This is a genomic window from Ensifer sp. (assembly GCF_031989085.1).
Taxonomy (GTDB): Bacteria; Pseudomonadota; Alphaproteobacteria; order Rhizobiales; family Rhizobiaceae; genus Ensifer.
The window spans coordinates 225435-244083 of sequence record NZ_DALZXU010000003.1 but is presented as its reverse complement, the minus strand read 5'-3'; the positions used below and the strand labels follow the sequence as shown (position 1 = coordinate 244083).

At 63.4% G+C, this 18649-nt stretch carries 15 protein-coding genes; 11 read left to right on the top strand and 4 right to left on the bottom strand.

Annotated features, from left to right (window positions below; genetic code table 11):
- The first annotated feature begins 4 nt into the window (after positions 1–4).
- Positions 5–1051, top strand: a complete 1047-nt coding sequence (locus tag RTP54_RS18205; RefSeq protein ID WP_112806118.1) for a glutathione synthase — start codon at positions 5–7, stop codon at positions 1049–1051.
- Between the two features lie 46 nt (positions 1052–1097).
- On the opposite strand, the gene RTP54_RS18200 is transcribed toward RTP54_RS18205, so the two are convergent.
- Positions 1098–2414, bottom strand: coding sequence for a hemolysin family protein (locus tag RTP54_RS18200; protein ID WP_112806120.1), 1317 nt, complete (start codon positions 2412–2414; stop codon positions 1098–1100).
- 128 nt (positions 2415–2542) lie between these two features.
- Positions 2543–3013, bottom strand: a complete 471-nt coding sequence (locus RTP54_RS18195) for a hypothetical protein (protein ID WP_312364808.1) — start codon at positions 3011–3013, stop codon at positions 2543–2545.
- A 368-nt stretch (positions 3014–3381) separates the two neighbouring features.
- Between RTP54_RS18195 and RTP54_RS18190 the strand changes: the two genes are divergently transcribed.
- The 4 genes from RTP54_RS18190 (at position 3382) to RTP54_RS18175 (ending at position 7370) form a co-directional block, all read left to right on the top strand.
- Positions 3382–4695, top strand: a complete 1314-nt coding sequence (locus tag RTP54_RS18190) for a pilus assembly protein TadG-related protein (RefSeq protein ID WP_162703261.1) — start codon at positions 3382–3384, stop codon at positions 4693–4695.
- 170 nt (positions 4696–4865) lie between these two features.
- Positions 4866–6629: an ATP-binding protein gene (locus RTP54_RS18185; RefSeq protein ID WP_312364804.1), complete on the top strand. Its 1764-nt coding sequence runs from the start codon at positions 4866–4868 to the stop codon at positions 6627–6629.
- Between the two features lie 102 nt (positions 6630–6731).
- A complete protein-coding gene (locus RTP54_RS18180; RefSeq protein ID WP_312364802.1) occupies positions 6732–6977 on the top strand; it encodes a type II toxin-antitoxin system CcdA family antitoxin in 246 nt (81 codons plus the stop codon).
- Between the two features lie 96 nt (positions 6978–7073).
- Positions 7074–7370 carry a CcdB family protein gene (locus RTP54_RS18175; protein WP_112815907.1) on the top strand — a complete coding sequence of 99 codons (297 nt, stop codon included), beginning with the start codon at positions 7074–7076 and terminating at the stop codon, positions 7368–7370.
- A 302-nt stretch (positions 7371–7672) separates the two neighbouring features.
- Here the strand turns inward: RTP54_RS18175 and RTP54_RS18170 are convergent, their stop codons facing one another.
- The gene (locus tag RTP54_RS18170; RefSeq protein WP_112806134.1) at positions 7673–8611 is read right to left on the bottom strand and encodes an AraC family transcriptional regulator; all 939 of its coding nucleotides are present in this window, start codon (positions 8609–8611) and stop codon (positions 7673–7675) included.
- Positions 8612–8735: 124 nt separating this feature from the next.
- On the opposite strand from RTP54_RS18170, the gene RTP54_RS18165 reads away from it, so the two are divergent.
- Together RTP54_RS18165 and RTP54_RS18160 are read left to right on the top strand one after the other, a co-directional pair.
- Positions 8736–9923, top strand: a complete 1188-nt coding sequence (locus RTP54_RS18165; RefSeq protein WP_312364798.1) for an MFS transporter — start codon at positions 8736–8738, stop codon at positions 9921–9923.
- Between the two features lie 291 nt (positions 9924–10214).
- Positions 10215–11237, top strand: coding sequence for an LLM class flavin-dependent oxidoreductase (locus RTP54_RS18160; RefSeq protein ID WP_112815910.1), 1023 nt, complete (start codon positions 10215–10217; stop codon positions 11235–11237).
- Positions 11238–11341: 104 nt separating this feature from the next.
- On the opposite strand, the gene RTP54_RS18155 is transcribed toward RTP54_RS18160, so the two are convergent.
- Entirely contained in the window at positions 11342–11773 is a 432-nt protein-coding gene (locus tag RTP54_RS18155; protein WP_112815911.1) for an OsmC family protein, read from the bottom strand.
- A gap of 283 nt (positions 11774–12056) precedes the next feature.
- Between RTP54_RS18155 and RTP54_RS18150 the strand changes: the two genes are divergently transcribed.
- The 4 genes from RTP54_RS18150 (at position 12057) to RTP54_RS18135 (ending at position 18558) form a co-directional block, all read left to right on the top strand.
- Entirely contained in the window at positions 12057–13418 is a 1362-nt protein-coding gene (locus RTP54_RS18150; protein ID WP_409517167.1) for a dicarboxylate/amino acid:cation symporter, read from the top strand.
- 272 nt (positions 13419–13690) lie between these two features.
- On the top strand, positions 13691–14896 hold the full coding sequence (locus RTP54_RS18145; protein ID WP_312364791.1) for an efflux RND transporter periplasmic adaptor subunit: 1206 nt from the start codon (positions 13691–13693) through the stop codon (positions 14894–14896).
- Positions 14897–14945: 49 nt separating this feature from the next.
- Complete coding sequence (locus RTP54_RS18140) at positions 14946–18071, top strand: efflux RND transporter permease subunit (protein ID WP_312364789.1); 3126 nt, start codon at positions 14946–14948, stop codon at positions 18069–18071.
- Positions 18072–18315: 244 nt separating this feature from the next.
- Positions 18316–18558 (top strand): hypothetical protein, encoded by a 243-nt coding sequence (locus RTP54_RS18135; RefSeq protein WP_162703263.1) that lies wholly within the window; start codon positions 18316–18318, stop codon positions 18556–18558.
- Positions 18559–18649: the final 91 nt, after the last annotated feature.

The following is an 18649-nucleotide window of genomic DNA, read 5'->3' as shown; positions in this document are numbered from 1 at the left end:
CCTGATGCGCTTAGCCTTCTTCGTCAATTCGATCGAATCGGAAACGGCGTCCTACACGACGACGTCACTGGCGCTCGCCGCCCTCTCCAGGGGGCATGAGATCTGCTACGTCACGCCTGCGGACTTCATCCTGCGGCCGGACGACAGGCTGATGGTCCGGGCACGCAGCCTCAACGGCACCAAGCCGAAAAAGCCCGAGACGTTCATCTCCGCCCTCAAGGCCGACGACGCGACGACGAGCGTCGTCGATGTCAGCGAGATCGACGTACTGTTCCTGCGCAACGACCCCTCGGAAGACGCCGAAGGCCGGCCCTGGGCCGCCCATGTCGGCGCCAATTTCGGCCGCCTTGCCGCGGAACGCGGCGCCATCGTCGTCAACGACCCCTCCGGTCTCGCACTGGCGCAAAACAAGCTCTATTTCCAGGATTTTCCCCAGGCCGTGCGGCCGACGACGCTGATCTCTAAGAACATCGAGGAGATCCGCGCCTTCATCGACGACCATCGCGGCGGCGTCATCCTGAAGCCATTGCAGGGCTCGGGCGGCAAGAACGTCTTCAAGATCAAGTCCAGCGATGAAGCCAATCTCAACCAGATCTTCGAGGCGGTGAGCGAGGTCGGCTATCTCATCGCCCAGAGCTATCTGCCCGAGGCGACCGCCGGGGATATCCGGCTGTTCCTCATGAACGGCCGCCCGTTGGTACGCGGTGACGTCTTCGCAGCCTTTCGCCGAGTGCCTGCCAAGGGCGAGGTGCGCTCCAACATCCATGCGAGCGGCACCGCGGAAGCGGCTATCATAACTCCGGAGATTTTGGCGATTGCCGAAAAACTTCGCCCGAAACTGATCGACGACGGCATGTTCCTCGTCGGCCTCGATATCGTCGGAGACAAGGTTCTCGAAATCAACGTGTTCACGCCCGGCGGACTGCAGAACATCCGGGCGCTGCACAAGATCGATTTTTCCGAAGAGATCGTGATCGCGCTCGAAAACAAGCTCGCCATTCGCGAGGCCTATGGCGGAGCGCTGTCCAATCGGGCACTTGCGACCTTATGACCGGTCCGCGCCGCCCGACCGAGGGGTTGGGCGGCGCGGTCGGGCTTCAGTCGTTGCGTGACGCCAGCAGCTTGTCGATTCGCATGCCGTCCATGTCGATGATCTCGAAGCGCCAGTCCTGAAAATCGAAGGTCTCGCCCACATGCGGAAGATGACCGAGGACCTGTAGCGCGAAACCGGCAATGGTGTGGAAGTCTCCCTCCGGTCGCCCTTGTATGCCCAGCCGATCGAAGGCGTCGTGCGCCGACATCAGCCCTTCGATCAGGAGCGAGCCGTCGGAGCGGGTGACGATGTCGGGATCGTTCGCCTCCGTATCCGGCAGGTCACCGGCAATCGCTTCGAGAAGATCGGTCTGGGTGACGATGCCTTCGAGACTGCCGTACTCGTCGACGATGATCGCAAGCCGCACGGGCGCCGTCTTGAAGGCCTCGAGAACACGGAAGACCCGTGCCGATTCGTGCAGCACCAGCGGCTCGCGCATCGCCTTCATCGGATCGGGCAGCTGTCCGTCGAGCAATTGGTCGAGCAGGTCCTTCTTCAACACCATGCCAAGCGGATAGTCGATGCCGCCGCGGCCGATCAGCAGCTGTTCGTGGCGGCAATCGCGGATGGTGCGCAGGATTTCCTCGCGGGTGTCATCGGCATCGATCCAGTCTATTTCCATGCGCGGCGTCATGAAATCGGAAATCCGCCGATCGCCGATGTTGAAGATACGCTCCACCAGCTCCTGCTGGGCGACATCCAGAAGCCCCGCCTCCTGGCTTTCGGCGACCAGCAGCTTCAGTTCGGTCGGCGAATGCATCGATGCCTCGCCCGTGCCCGGCCGCAAGCCGACCAGCCTGAGGACGAGATTGCCGAGGCCGTTGAGAGACAGGATCGCCGGGCGCAACAGAAACAGGAAGAGCCCGAGCGGGCGCACCACCGCAAGGGCCGTGCCCTCGCTTCGCTGCAGCGCGAGGCTTTTCGGCGCAAGCTCTCCGAGCACGATGTGGAGCGCAGTGATGATGATGAACGAGATGGCCACCGCGATCGCATGCGAACCGAACGAGGCCCAGCCCATCGGCAGCACGTTCAAGAGCGGTTCGATCAGATGCGCAAGAGCCGGTTCCCCCACCCAGCCGAGTGCCAGCGATGATATGGTGATGCCGAGCTGCGTGGCCGCCAGGTTTGCATCGAGATTGTCGACCGCGTGCTGCAGCGCGCCGGCGTTCATGCGCCGTTGCGCGACCAGCTCTGTCACCCGGCTGCGGCGGACGGATACCAGGGAGAATTCGGCTGCGACGAAAAATCCGTTGGCGGCGACGAGTAGAAACACGGCCAGTATCCCGAGATAGTCGAAAATACTGCCATCCGAACCGGACATGGTCTCCCTTCGGGCGCTTCGCGCCTCGCATTGTTGACGTTGCCATCAACGTAGCACGCTCCGGCGGCACGCGTCATACCGGAGGCAGGCGATCTTTACGCTGCCTGCATCCGGCAGGACGCCCGGAACTAGTTCGCGCCTTCGACAGCCTTGAGCGCTTCCAGATCCGCGTGCGATACGAACTCGCATGCCAGCAGGGTCTTGCCGGGAATGGCATCGCTTTCACGCGCAACGATCGACACTATCCCCATTTCCGCCGTCGGCTGCTCCGCATCGGCCAGCGCTCGTGCAAAGCCCTTGGTCGACGTGCCGAGAATGCTGCTTTTCTCCGGCTGCAATTGATAGCGGGCCGCCAGGTCGTCCGCCCGCGCGCCTTCGATCAGAACGCCGACGGAACTGCCTGCAAAGACGACCTCGCTGGTCTTGAAGCCGTCACGACCGATGTCGGACGGCAGTTTGTAGACATAGGCCGTCAGCAGCGACGTATCGGGCTTGGTCAGCTTCTCGGCCGCATCATAGAGTTCGGTTGCCGATTGCATCGTGTAGGGCGGGCTGCAGAGCGCGCCGTCGTAAAAAGCCGCCATATCGTCGGATGCCATGAGCGTCGCCGGGATCAGGACAACGGCAAGGGCAGGCAAAACTCTCGAAAGCAAAGTCATCACTCCAGTTGGTACTTGAACGGTCCGGTCCCCGCGCGGCCGAATACCGCGCGCTGTTCGACGGGTGGCCGAATGCGCGAAGCGATACACCATCTTGCCGTTACCGATCACGACAATCTCCCCCGCGGCAGCTGTCGATCCCCATGCATGGCCGTACGTCGCGTTCAGCACCAGCGTTGATGGTCCAGTGCAAGTCTGACTACCCAATACTAAGAATAGTTGGGTGCAAATAAGGGCCATTTTTTAACAGATTGATGTGAAATTAAGCTGTCAATTTGGGAATTCGGGGCAAATCGAGGAAATTCAAGGTGCAACAACAAAAGAACCCACTAAAAAAGGGGTCGCTATACATGAACTTATTTCAGCCATTACGCATTTTCGGCGCACGAAACTCGAAAAGACTGCTGCGTGACAAATCAGGAAACTTTGCCATGCTGGCCGCGGTGGTGGCCGTTCCGCTTATGGTGGCGGCTGGAGGCGCAGTCGACCTGGCCGGGGCCCTGGCGCTGAAAACGGAACTCCAGGGGGCGGCCGATGCGGGCGCGCTTGCCGGCGCGGCCGTTGGCAGCGACCGGCACGTCGACGCGGCCGAGTCCTTCCTTGCAGCAAACCTTGGGGGCAATTCCAGCGAAGATCTCGAGCGAAGCTCCCGTGTCCACAAGATTGAAAGCGCGCAGGGTATCGTCACCGTTCGATTGAACCAGCCATACCAGACCAGTTTCCTCGGCCTGATCGGCATGGAGAGCATTCCCGTCTCGGTTCTCGCCAGGGCAAAGGCGCAGAAGCGAAACGACGCGTGCATTTTCGCCCTCGATCCGTCGAAGGTGGAGGCCTTTCGCCTGGTCAACGCCAACACATTCCGGGCCGAATGCGGCATTCAGGTCAATTCGGACAATGCCCGGGCTCTGAAGATCGAGAGTTCGAAGTTCTTCAGCGCCACGACGATCAACGTGCACGGTGGTTCGTCGGTCAAGCAAACGCTGCTGCCGCAACCGATCGACAGATCGCCCGTCGTGCCCGACCCGCTGGCCGGCATCGAAGAGCCGCAGCAAAAGGGCAAGCCCTGCAATTTCACGGCGCTCACCATCGACAGCAGCTCCCCGGCCACGCTCAATCCTGGCGTTTACTGCAAGGGCCTGACGGTCAATTCTTCCGCCGGGCTGGTCTTGAAGCCAGGTGTTTACGTCTTCAGGAACGGCAACTTCACGCTCAACGCCTCGGGGACCGTGAAGGGGGAGGATGTGCTCCTCTATTTCGAGGATGAGCGCTCGGCGTTCATGTCGAACGGCGCGGCCGTGCTCCAGCTTTCGGCGCCGACCACCGGCAAACTCGCCGGTATCCTGATGTTCCAGGGCCGGGACGCGGTGGGAAGCAGCGTCATCAAACGCTTGAACACCGCGGACGGCAGCTATTACGCCGGCACCATCTACCTGCCGCATGCGGCGGTCGAATGGAACGTCAGCGGCAGTGCCAATGTTGAGGCCGCCTACACGGCGCTGATCACCAAGACGCTCTACATGGCGGTGTCGGGAACGGTGGCATTTCGCAAGCCCCCGGAAAACAGCGCAGTTCCCGTTCCTCCGCAGCTCGCGGGCGGTGGGGGCCCGCGGCTCATCCAGTAAGGGCACGGATTGCAGGATTGCGTCAGGCCGGGCGACGCGCCGGAACTTGGGGCTTGCGAGGGTATCGTCATCAATGCCCTCGCCGCCAACCTATGGGAAAGAGTTTTCCTGTAGACCCCTTGTTCCGGGACAGCGGCGGGCAATCTCGCGCCGGCATATGGAGTGGGCGCATGCACGAAGACAAGATTCGCCAGGCCCTGATCGAGCTTCTCTATCGAAGCTCCTATGGCGTGGTCATCTCCAACATCGTCGTTTCGCTTGCCGCCATATCCGTGCTGCGGCAGGCGGTATCCACGAGCTGGCTCATCGGATGGGTCGGCGCGCTGTATCTGCTGATCCTCCTGCGTGTCCTTGCCTCCCGACGTTTCTTCAGTCGCCCGAGAAACGCGCGCTCTACCATGCGGTGGGCCTGGCTCGCGGCCGCCTTCACCTGGTCGTCGGGCCTGCTTTGGGGCACGGTCGGATGGGTCGGCTTCCTTCCCGAGGAACCGATCGTGCTTTCCTTCACGGTCATCGTCCTCAGCGGCCTCGTCTGCGGTACGGTGCCGTCGCTCTCGGCATTTCCACCCGCCCTCGTGGGCTCTATCCTCGTGACGGTGTTGCCGATCGCCGTGCGTTGCATCCAGACGGACAGCGAAATTACCGGCCCGTTCCTTTTCCTGCTCGCCTCGCTCGTCGCCATCAACTTCTACTATTGCCGCATCACCTACCGGATGTTGCGAGAGACCGTCAGCCTGCGGCTGGAAAACGAGAATCTCGTCGGTCACCTGCAGGAAGAGCGTGACCGCGCCCAGGCCGCAGACCGCGCCAAGACGCGCTTTCTTGCCGCCGCGAGCCACGATCTTCGCCAGCCGATCCATGCGTTGAGCTTGCTGGTCTCCACCCTTCAGATCCTCGGGCAGCGTGGAAACGTCTCCTCCGGCGATGCCCGCGATCTGGCGACGAGGGCGAAATCCGCCGTCGGCAATCTCGGGGGATTGCTGAATGCGCTTCTCGACATCTCACGGCTCGACGCCGGCATCGTCACGATTGCCAATGAGACGGTATCGATCCGCGAGCTTTTCCGCGACCTGAACGACACGTTCGCCGCCGAGGCGGACCAGCGGGACCTTGATTGGCGGATCGTCGACAGCGGCTTGCTGATCGACAGCGACCCGATGATGCTGCGACGCATTTTAAGCAACCTTCTGTCGAACGCCTTTCGCTACACGAAAACGGGCAGCGTTCTGCTGGGCTGCCGCAGACGCGGCAATTCGGTGGAGATCCAGGTGCTGGATACCGGCCCCGGCATCCCTCCCGACCAGCAGACAATGGTCTTCGAGGAATTCATGCAGTTGCAGAACCTGGCAAGGGACCGGACGCAGGGCCTCGGCCTCGGGCTTGCCATCGTTCGCCGCACGGCCGAGCTGCTGCAGCACCCGTTGAGACTGGTCTCCGTGCCCGGTCGCGGCTCCATGTTTTCGATCACGGTGCCGTTGGCGCGCCGGGTGGCGTCACCCCTGCCGGCCGTCCGCCCCTCGCCCACAGCCAGCAGCGCTGCCGGCATCATCCTGGTGGAGAACGAGAAGGAGGTCGCCGATGCCATGGTCGGGCTTCTGACCCTGGAGGGACACCGCATCTATGCCGGCCGATCGGCCGACGAGGTGCTCAAGGTGCATTCGAAAGCGCTGGCGACCGGCGGCGCGCCGGTCGACCTCATCATTGCCGACTACCGCCTCGAGCACGGCGCCACAGGTCTCGACGCCATTCGGGATCTCTGCAGCCACCTTGGTCGTCACGTTCCGGCTATCATCGTCACCGGCGACACCTCGCCATCGCGGCTGAAGGAGGTCAGCGCAAGTCGTGTGCGCATCCTGCACAAGCCTATTACCGGGGAGGAACTGCGCGAGGCGATCGATGCCGCCCTGCATGGAGAAAAATCGCCGGCGCAGTGATCGGCACCGCAGCCGGCGGGCCGCGGTTGATCGATGCAAGCTCTCGCAAGTTTGCATGCGCACGAAGATGCGCATATGCTGGCAAAGACAAGGAGACCTTCCATGAGCGAGCATGCCCGATCCGTCGCTGCAAAGCGCGCCGCCAATCTGACGATCGATGCGGAACTTCTTGCCGAGGCGCGGCACTTCGACATCAATCTATCGCGGGCGGCCGAGGCCGGCATCGCCAGGGCCGTGGCAGATGCCAAGGCCGACCGCTGGAAAAAGGAGAACAACGAGGCGCTACAGAGCTCGAACGCGTTCGTCGATGCCAACGGCCTGCCACTGGCGCAGTTCCGCCAATTCTAGCGCACCCGGCGTGCCTGATGGCGCAACGCTTTACCGCCCTTTTCCGACGCCGTCTGGCAGCGGAAGCCGATCTTCTCTTCTCCTGGAAACGGTCTCATGCCGCGTTATGACGTCTATGCCAATCCGGGCGGCGGGCTTGTGCTCGATGTGCAGGCCGACGTGCTCGACGCGCTGAAGACGCGGGTCGTCATCCCGCTTCTGCCGGCGGAAACAGCCCCCAAGCCCGCCAGGCGCCTCAACCCGGTGTTTGAAATTTCCGGCGTCAGCTATGTTCTGGTCACCCAGTTCATGGCTGCCATACCCATGTCGGCGCTGGAGGCGCCTGTGGCCAATCTCTCCGATCGGCATGACGACATCATCGCGGCGCTCGACATGGTCTTTCACGGCTTTTAGGGACACTTTCTGAAAAGAACGCGCAGCCGTCGCGCTACCGCGCGCCGAGCGTCGTCAAAAAGGCGACGACGGCTGCGTTCAGGCGCTGATGAAACGCCCCCCGATCGACGCCGGGCGGATCGGCGCAGATGGCATGCATCGCTGCAAGCTGAGATGCACGGCGCGAGGAACGAACAATGGCCGGCGCCGGGCTCCACATGCGATGCCGGCGCGTGCGGCAAGCCTTGAGCGACGATCGAAAAATCTGGTTCGACCGGGACGATGTCATCAAGTCCGGACGACCAGAGCTCCACTCGCCCGCTTCAGGAGGCCAACGGCTCCCGCATCGCCGCCTTGCTTCGGTAGTGACTGGGCGGTGCTCCGATGATCTTGCGGAAGGCGCGGCTGAACGAGGCCTCGGAATCATAGCCAAGGCGGTTTGCAACGAGTGCAACGCGCTGTCCCTGCTGCAGCCATTGATGCGCCTGATGCATCCGCATGCGCGCCACATAGCGGGCGGGCGTTTCGCCCATGGTGTCGACAAAACGCTGGGCAAAGCCGGATCGTGATGCGCCCATGAGCTTTGCCAGTTCCGGCACACTCCAGTCCCTTGCCGGCTCCAGATGGATGGCGGCAAGCACGCGCCCGAGTTCCGGATTGCGCACGGCCGCAAGCCAGCCCGTTGCCGAGCCGCAGCCATGCTCCACCCAGGTCCGAATGAGCGTTGCCGTGAGCACGTCGGCGAGCCGCGCCAGAATTCCGCCGGAACCGACGCGCTGCATCTGCGCTTCGCGCAGCATCGCTTCGAGCAAGGCCGGTATCGACGGCTCGCTCGCGGCAAGGTCGCTGGTGCGCATGACGGCGGGCATCAATTGCAGCAGCGGATGCAGACGATCGACGTTGAACTGCATGACCGCGTAGAAGATCAGGTTCTTGCTGTCGGTCGACGGGCATTGCACGTCGACGATGCCGTCGCAGAGCTGCCGCCTGGGCAGGTCGCTGATCGAGACGGGGCGGATGCCTGGCTTGCTGGCGAGCACATGCGCGTCGCCTCTTGGCAACAGTACCGCATCGCCCTCGGCAAGCTCCATCCATTCACCGTCCGGCGTCTGAAGATGGGCCGAACCTGCGGCGAGGAAATGGAACCGGGCGGGTTGCTGCGCCGGATAGGCTGTCGCCCAGGGGGCACAGGGCTGACAACGGCCGTATTCGACGCCGTCGAGCCTCAGCCCGCGCAGGATCTCGGTCAACGCATCACTCATGAAATGCCCCTGCAAGTTTGGACAATCGGCATGGTCTTTTGGATTTTCTAGCATAGAAACTCCTGAAGGTCGCGCCTATTTTCGCCATCAACACTCGCGGAGATTAAAAATCATGGATGGTGTGGTGACGAAATCTACTGGTCCGACGGACGAGCAGAGCAAGGCGCGATGGGGCGCTGTCGTATCGCTTTCGCTCGGGGTTTTCGGGCTGGTAACGGCGGAATTCCTGCCGGCGAGCCTGCTGACCCCGATGTCCGCTGACCTCGGGGTCAGTGTCGGCGCGGCCGGACAATCGGTAACGACGACCGCCGTCGTTGCGGCCGTCGCCGGTCCGGCGATCGTCGTCTATACTGGGCGGTTCGACCGGCGCACGGTTCTTCTGGCGTTAACGGCCCTGCTCGTCGTCTCGAGCCTGATGGCGGGCTTTGCCCCCAATCTGCCGTTCCTGCTTGCGGCGCGCGTGCTGCTCGGTGTCGCGCTCGGCGGCTTCTGGGCGATGTCTCTGGCGCTCGCCATGCGCCTTGTTCCGGGCCGGCTGATGCCCCGCGCGATGGCGATCGTGATGTCGGGCGTGTCGATCGCAACCGTTTGCGCGGCCCCCGTCGGCGCCTGGATCGGTGCCACGCTCGGCTGGCGCTACGCCTTCCTGCTGGCCGCCGCCGTCGGAGTGATCACCTTCATCGTCCAGGCCCTGACCGTCCCGTCGTTGCCGCCCGTCGGCACGACCGGGCTTGCGACCATCGCCAGGGTTCTCCGGCGTCCGGCGATCCGGCTCGGCCTTGCCACGATCCTGCTGGTGGTCACCGGCCATTTTGCCGGCTTCACCTATATCCGCCCCTACCTCGAGCAGGTGCCGCGCTTCGACGTTGAAATGATCACGGCGATCCTGCTTGCCTTCGGCATCGGCGGCTTCTTCGGCAACATCGCCGGCGGGTTCCTTGCCGAGCGCAACACACGCCTGGCGATGATGCTGGCAGCGATCGGCATCGCCGTGACAGCGCTCCTGCTCGCGGTCGCCGGTGGGCTGCCGGGCATCGCCGCGGCTGCGACGGCCGCCTGGGGCTTTGCCTTCGGCGCGCTTCCCGTCAGCGTCCAGTCCTTCCTCAGCCGGGCTGCCGGCGACGAGGCGGAAGGCGCGGGGGCAGCGACCCTGACGACATTCCAGATCGCGATTTCCACCGGGGCCATCCTCGGCGGCCTGATCGTCGAACTGCAGGGTCCGGCCGGCGTCTTCCTGTTCGCGTCATTGGCCGCGCTGCTGGGCGCCTCTCTTGTCGCGATGTCCCGCAAGGTCGCGCTTCAGCCCGGCTAGACCGAAGGCGCCGCCCCTCGGTGGCCCGGACCTGCCATTGCCGGCAGCCAAGGCCGGTCCCTTGTAGAAGCCGCCGTCAGCGCAAGTGCCTGACGGCGGCGATCCCAGGCAGAGCACATGCCTCGGCTCTACCGTCGCGAGGCAATTCGGGAATGGCGCCGATGCGGTCAGCGACAGGATGGTTCGCAAGCGGATGGGAAACACTGTGTTCGCGACGGCACGGCTGTCGCCCAAGCCGGTCTTATGCCATCTAGGACAGTGACAACGACACATGCACAGGCGGCGCTATCCGTGAAGAAAATCGGTTTCCTCTCCTTCGGCCATTGGACCCCCTCCTCCCAGTCGCAGACCCGCTCGGCCGGCGATGCGCTGCTGCAGTCGATCGATCTTTCGGTTGCGGCAGAAGAACTCGGCGCCGATGGCGCCTATTTCCGCGTCCACCATTTCGCCCGGCAGCTGGCCTCGCCCTTCCCGCTGCTGGCCGCCGTCGGCGCCCGCACGAAGCGCATCGAGATCGGTACGGCCGTCATCGACATGCGCTACGAGAACCCGCTTTACATGGCGGAAGACGCCGGGGCGGCCGACCTGATATCCGGCTCGCGTCTGCAGCTCGGTCTCAGCCGCGGCTCGCCCGAGCAGGTGATCGATGGCTGGCGCTATTTCGGTTATGTGCCCGAGGACGGCGCATCGGATGCCGACATGGGCCGCAGCCACACGGAAGTGTTTCTCGAGGCGCTGAAGGGCAACGGCTTCGGCCAGCCGAACCCGCGACCGATGTTTCCCAACCCGCCGGGGCTTTTGCGCCTCGAACCGCATTCGGAAGGATTGCGCGACCGGATCTGGTGGGGATCAAGCTCGAACGCCACCGCCATCTGGGCAGCAAAGCTCGGCATGAACCTGCAGAGCTCGACGCTGAAGGACGACGAGACCGGCGAGCCGTTCCATGTCCAGCAAGCAGCCCAGATCCGCGCCTATCGGCAGGCCTGGAAGGAAGCGGGACACACCCGCACGCCCCGGGTCTCCGTCAGCCGCAGCATCTTTGCCATCGTCGACGACCGCGACCGCGCCTATTTCGGCCGGAGCGGCAAGGAAGAGGACACCATCGGCTTCATCGACGACAAGACGCGGGCGATCTTCGGGCGATCCTATGCCGCCGAACCTGATGTGCTGATCAAGCAGCTGGCCGGCGACGAGGCCGTGGCCGAAGCCGACACCCTGCTGCTGACCGTGCCGAACCAGCTCGGCGTCGACTACAACGCCCATGTCATCGAGGCGATCCTGAAGCACGTGGCGCCGGCGCTCGGCTGGCGCTGAGCAACGGCGTGCCGCCATCACGGCGCGCCTCTCGACTGGCGTCCGCCCTATTGCCGGAGTAGCGCGCCGGGCCGGCCCGGCGCGCTACTCCGGGCAACGTTTCGTCAAGCCAGGCCGACGTCGAGTGTGATCGGCACTGCACCGAGTGCCTTGGAGACCGGGCACCCGGCCTTTGCCTTGTTTGCGAGTTCGGTAAACTTGGCGAGATCGGCGCCCGGCACGCGGCCTTTCAGCGACAGGTGGATTGCCGTGATGGCAAAGCCGTCTGCAACGGATTCGAGCGTCACCTTGGCGGTCGTTTCCATGCTCTCGGCCGTGAGCCCCGCCTCTCCCAGGATCAACGACAATGCCATGGTGAAACAGCCGGCGTGAGCGGCACCGATGAGTTCCTCCGGATTGGTGCCGGCAACGCCCTCGAAACGCGCCGCAAAGCCATAGGGATAGTCCTTGAGCGCGCCACTCTGGGTCGAAATCTGCCCCTTGCCGTCCTTGAGGCCGCCAGCCCACTTTGCCTGTCCAGTGCGGTTGATCTGCATGCTCCATCTCCTATCGTTAAAATCCACGGCGTTGCAGATAGCGCGGTATCGACGGATTGCCATGACGATGCACGGATTTACCGGCCACGAAAGACATGGCGAGCGGGAGTTCAGCCATCCCGTTTAACGCTGCCACACCCGTTTGCCAGCCTGGAAAATTATTCCACCTATCGTTCCTCACGCGCCAAACGGTTGCTTAAACTGACCTGCAACCTTGACTATTTTGCCCTCGCTGCGGACGATGCCTCCCTCACGCTCCGCTCCACCAATCAATCGAGTGTAAATCGTGTCCCAAGCTTCCATCAAATCCCCGCCGAAGCCGTTCTACCTGTCCTTCGGTTTCCAGGTTCTGGCCGCCATGGTCATCGGGCTGCTGCTCGGTCTCATCGCCCGCAACATGGGCGCCGACGCCGCCGGCAACCCCAACTGGCTGACCGTGACATTGCAGACGATCGGCTCGATCTTCGTGCAGCTTCTGCGCGCGCTCGTCCCGCCGCTCATCTTCACCGCAATCGTTGCCTCGATCGCCAATCTGGCAACGCTGCAGAATGCGGCAAAGCTGGTCTGGCAGACGCTGCTCTGGTTCGCGATCACCTCGCTGATCGCAGTCGTCATCGCCATCGCGCTCGGCCTCATCATCGAGCCCGGCATCGGCTCGGCCGTGTCGCAGGAAGCGGCCAAGGCGCCCTCCTATTCCGGCTCCTGGCTCGACTTCCTCAAGGGCCTCGTCCCGGCCAACATCCTGGGCCTGGAGGCGAGCACCAAACTGACGGAGGGAAGCGCCAGCACGTCGCTGAACTTCAACGTGCTGCAGATCCTCGTCGTTTCCATCGTCTTCGGCGCCGCCGCGCTGAAAGCCGGCGACGCGGCCAAGCCGTTCCTCGCCTTCAACCAGTCGCTGCTCGTCATCGTTCGCAAGATCCTCTGGTGGGTCATTCGCCTGACGCCGCTCGGCACCATCGGCCTGCTCGGCCGCGCCGTGGCGCAATATGGCTGGGGAACGCTGGCGCAGCTCGGCTGGTACGCTGCCGCCGTCTATATCGGCCTCGCCATCGTACTGTTCGTCGTCTATCCGGCACTCCTGATCGCGCATGGCCTGAAGCCCTCGCGCTTCTTTGCTGGCGCATGGCCGGCGATCCAGCTCGCCTTCGTCTCGCGCTCGTCGGTCGGCACCCTGCCGGTCACCGAAACGGTGACGGAAAAGAGCCTCGGCGTACCACGCGAATATGCCGCCTTTGCCGTGCCGCTCGGCGCGACGACCAAGATGGACGGTTGCGCCGCGATCTACCCGGCGATCTCGGCGATCTTCATTGCCCAGTTCTTCGGCGTGCCGCTCGGCATCCAGGAATATGTGCTGATCGTCTTCGTCTCCGTACTCGGCTCGGCCGCGACCGCCGGCCTCACGGGTGCCACCGTGATGCTGACGCTGACGCTCTCGACACTTGGCCTGCCCCTCGAAGGTGTCGGCCTGCTGCTCGCCATCGATCCGATCCTCGACATGGGCCGCACCGCCGTCAACGTCGCCGGACAGGCGCTGGTGCCGACGATCGTTGCCAAGCGCGAAGGCATTCTCGACGAGACCGTCTACAATGGCGGCGGATCCATCGAGGATCCGGAACCGGTCGCCGGTCTCCAGGCTGCCTGACCGCATGCACACACGAAAAGGGCCGGCAGCGATGCCGGCCTTTTTTGTTTCCCCGCCGTTCAGCCCCTTGCGGCCGGGCACCCCGGCCGATCGTCGCGCGGCCATGGCGAACCGAATCCCTCCCGGTTTTTGCCCACGCGATCCGCCGGCCTCGACGCGGGTTAAATCTTTGTAACTTGCTGCAAAAGCCTGGATGCGCCAGTTGTTGTAGCCATATGCATTGGTAATGGAGCGGTTTTCGTCCGCGTCGCAACTTCGAAGGAGTTCGGCCGATGCCAAAGCGGTTCGTCATCGTCATCATCGCAGGCGCGCTATGCGCGGCTGCCCTCGCCCTGAGCGTCGGCCGATGGAGCGGTCCGCCGCCAGAGGCAAGCTTGCCGACGCGCGTGGTCAGCCTTGAGGCCGGCCACGCGCGGGCTGGCGGCGCTACCGTTGCCGTCACGGTGGCGAATGCACAACTCAAGGACTTCCCGATCGTGCTCAGCACCTTCGGCAACGTTCAGGCGCCAGACACCGTGGCGATCGGTGCCCGCACCGCGAGCCAGATCACCGCCATCCACGTCAAGGACGGCCAGATGGTCAAGGCGGGTGACCCGCTTTTCACCCTCGACGATCGCGCTGCCAAAGCCCAGCTGGCGCGCGACCGCGCCGTTCTCGTCAAGGATACCGCGCTGCTTGCCGACGCGACGGCGGAGCTGGAGCGCGCGAGAACGTTGCGCGACGACAAGAACGGCACCCAGCAGGCCTACGACACGGCCCAGTCGGTCCAGCAGTCCGCGCAGGCGACCGTCGACGCCGACAACGCGACCATTGATGCCGACCTGGTTGCCTTGAGCCTGCTTCAGATCAATGCGCCGATCGATGGCCGGCTTGGCGCCGTCCAGGTGACAGTGGGTGACCTCGTCGGTACGTCGACGAACACGCAGAATACGCTTGTGACGATCACCGCGATCAACCCGATTGACGTCGTCTTTCGCGTTCCCGAGGATCGCCTGCAGACGTTCAAGACGCTGCTCGACACCGGCAAGCCGCCGCGGGTCAAGGCGAAGACGAACAATACCGACACCGTCATCGCCGAAGGCGTTGTCGACTTCATCGATTCCGCCGTGGACGCGACCTCCGGCACGATCGCGATGCGCGCCAGCTTTGCCAATGACGAACAGAAGCTCTGGCCCGGCCAATATGTCGATGTCGACGTCGAACAAGGCACGCTGGCGCAAACGCCGGTTATTCCGGCAGTTGCGATCCAGACCGGACAGAACGGCCCTTTCGTCTATAAGGTGAAGGCCGATAGCTCCGTCGAGGTGCGCCCGATCGTCGTTGCCGCCAACGACGGAACGGATGCGGCCGTCAATTCGGGCCTTGCGGCGGGCGACAGGGTCGTCACCGAAGGCCAATCCCGCCTGAAGGCGGGTGATCTCGTATCCATCGCGCCGGACGCCGGCACATCCCCGACCAATGGACTAGCGCTTCCTTGAACACCAGCCGGGCTGTCACATGGCTCAGCCGCAATGGATGTAAAAGCTCATGTCTCTTTCCGAGTTCTGCATTCGCCGCCCGGTCGCAACCATCCTGTTGTCGCTGGCCCTGACCATCGCCGGAATCTTCGGCTATCTGGCATTGCCGATTGCAGCGCTGCCGCGCACCGACTTTCCCGTTATCACTGTTTCAGCGACATTGCCCGGCGCATCGCCCGACACGATGGCAAGTTCGGTTGCCACGCCTCTGATCAAGCAGATCGCCACGATCGCTGGCATCGACACGATCTCGACGACGAACGCGCTCGGCTCCACCTCCATTTCCATCCAGTTCGTGCTCGGGCGCGATATCGATGCGGCAGCCGCCGACGTCCAGGCCGCGATCACGCGGACACAACGGGCCCTCCCGCAGGACATGCCGTCACCGCCGAGCTACCGCAAGAGCAACCCGGCTGATGCACCGGTGCTGCTGCTTGCGCTGAAGAGCCAGACCGTGCCCCTGACCGATCTCGACGCCATCGCGCAGCAGGTGATCTCGCCGACACTGTCGACGCTCGACGGCGTCGCGGAAGTCTCGATCCTCGGCAGCCAGGAATTTGCCGTGCGGATCCAGATCGACCCGGATGCGCTCGCCGCGCGCGGCATTTCGCTTGCAAATCTCCAGGCGGCGGTTGCAGCCGCCAACGACAATTCGCCCCTCGGCACCGTGCAGTCCTCCGGTCGGCAGATGGCGATCGTCGCCAATACCCAGCTCGACAATGCGGCCGCTTTCTCGAAAATCATCATCAGGACCGATGCGGGCAAGGCGGTGCGCCTGGCCGACGTCACCAAGGTGATCGATTCGGTCGCCAACAACCAGACCGCCAGCTGGCACGACGGTTCACGCGCCATCATCCTGGCCATCCAGCGCCAGCCGGATGCCAACACCGTGGCGGTTGTCGACAAGGTCATGAGCGTGCTTCCGACGCTCCGGCAGTCGCTTCCCGCGGCCGCTTCGATCGAAACGCTCAACGACCGTTCCAGTTCGGTGCGCGGCGCCGTCCGCGATGTTCAGTTCACGCTGATCTTGACCATCGGCCTCGTCATCCTGGTCATTTTCGTCTTCGTGCGGCGCCTGTGGGCAACGCTCATTCCCGCACTGGCCGTGCCCATCTCCATCATCGCGACATTCGCGGCGATGTATGCGCTCGGCTTTTCGATCGACAACATCTCGCTGATGGCGCTGACGCTGTCCGTCGGCCTTGTGGTCGACGATGCCATCGTGATGCTCGAAAACATCGTGCGCCATGCGGACGAAGACCGGAAGGGATACTTCGAAGCGGCGCTCACGGGATCGAGCGAAATTGGCTTCACCATCATCGCAATCTCGCTGTCGCTCGTCGCGGTGTTCATCCCGGTTCTGCTGATGGGAGGCGTGATCGGGCGGATCTTCAACGAATTTGCGATCGTCGTCTCCGTCGCCATTCTCGCCTCCGCCTTCGTATCGCTGACCTTGACGCCGATGCTGGCGGCGCGCCTTCCCGACAGGAAAGACGGCCCGAAGAGCGGTGCGCTCGCCGGGATCGATGCGGCGTTCGAGCGCGGCTTCGCTGCCATCGTCGCGGGCTACGACCGCCTGCTCAGCCTTTGTCTCGGCGCAAGGCCATTGATGCTTTTTCTGTTCCTCGCAACGCTCGCCATCAGCGCCTACCAGATCATGACGATCCCGAAGGGTTTTTTCCCACAGGAGGATATCGGCCAATTGCAGGTGACCACGCAGGCACGCGAAGACGTCTCGTTCCAGGCGATGTCTGATCTGCAGGCCAAGGTCGAAGCGGTTTTTGCGCAATCGCCCTATGTGGCTCATGTCGCCAGTTCCGTCGGCTCAGGTGGCGGCGGCGCCACCGCACTCAACGCCGGTCGGTTGTTCGTCGAGCTGAAGGCCAGGGACCAGCGCCCGCCGTTGCAAAAAGTCCTGTCCGATCTGCGCACCGAACTTGCCCGCATCCCAGGCATTCGCAGCTACATGACACCGGTGCAAAACCTGTCGGTCGGCGCCCGTGCCTCGTCCAGCCAGTATCAACTGGTCGTGCAAAGCCTGGACGAACCGCAAATGAACGAGTGGGCACAGAAGCTGGCGGATGCGATGCGGGAGGATCGCGCCTTCTTCACCGACGTCAACACAGACCTGCAGAACAACGCGCCGCAGACGCGGCTCGTCGTCGACAGGGACAAGGCCGCCGTCCTCGGCGTGTCCGCCAGCCTGCTGCGCACGACGCTCTATGGCGGTTTCGGCAGCGAGCAGATTTCGACGATCTACACGCCGAGCGACAGCTATGACGTGATCATGGAGCTCGACCCCGGCATCGTCTGGTCGCCGGACAAGCTGGCGCAGTTGCAGATCCCGACCGCCCAGGGCGGCCTTGTTCCGCTCGGCGCGTTTGCAAGGGTCGAGACCGTCTCAGGCCCGCTGACCATCAACCAGCTCGGCCAGCTGCCGGCAGTGACCATTTCCTACAACCTGCCGTCCGGCGTGGCGCTCGGCGACACGATCCGGCAGATCGACCAGCTGAAAGACCGCATCGGCGTGCCGCCTGGCGTCAGCACGCGCTATTATGGCACCGCGCAGCTGTTTCAGGATGCAGCCGCCAATCAGGGGCTGCTGATTCTGGCAGCTGTCGTCACGATCTACATCGTGCTCGGCGTGCTCTACGAGAGCTTCATTCATCCACTGACCGTGCTGTCGGGCCTTCCGTCGGCGGCGTCGGGTGCGCTGCTTGCCCTCAGTCTCTTCGGCTTCGACCTGTCGATCATCGCGGTCATCGGCCTCCTGATGCTGATCGGCATCGTCAAGAAGAACGCGATCATGATGATCGACGTCGCTTTGTCACTTCAGCGCAGCGGCCTTACCGCCGGTGAGGCGATCCGCCAGGCCTGCCTCCTGCGCTTCCGCCCGATCATGATGACATCGCTCGCCGCCATCATGAGCACGCTGCCGATTGCGCTTGGCAGCGGCGCAAGCGCCGAGCTGCGCCAGCCGCTCGGGGTCGCCGTCGTCGGCGGGCTCGTCGTCTCGCAGGTCCTGACCTTGTTCGTCACGCCGGTCATCTACCTCTACATGGAAGATCTATCGAACGGGCTGCGGCGATTGCGCCGCGCCGTCCCGCGTCGCCCGCAAACCAGCGAGACGGCATAGGAAACCCGCGCGGAAAGAAAGTTGGGCGAGTGTCACAATCCTTAAAAAAACCAAGTGGATTATGGCCGGATTTTGTCGTCAACTCTGACAATAAACTTACTTTTATTTAACGTGACCGTAAAGAAACGCGGATGTATAACTCTATTGAGACTGAATACTGCCGACGATAGAGTATATCGCGACGCGACGGTATGAGACAGTCTAACCTGGAAGCTTTACTCTTCCGCCGACAATGGAGCTGCACATGCGCTCGCTCTTGACATCCGTTGCAGTTGCAACCCTTCTCCTGGCCACGTCGATCCAGACGGCCGCAGCCTATGTGGATCCGGGCGATTACTACCCCGGCATCACCAATCACCCTGAAGACATGATGCCGGCCATGACCGCGCCGACGATGCCGGCAAAGCCGGCTCATCACCAGGCCGCCGTCAGCCACAGCCACAAGCAACTGCGCACCGGCAGCCATCACCCGACCAGCCAAGGCTGATCTCCGACTTTTACCGTAGCACCGGGACATCGAAGCCGAGCGCCTCTGCGGCATGGCGCTCGCAGCCCCCTTGCCGTTGCCATGCCGAACA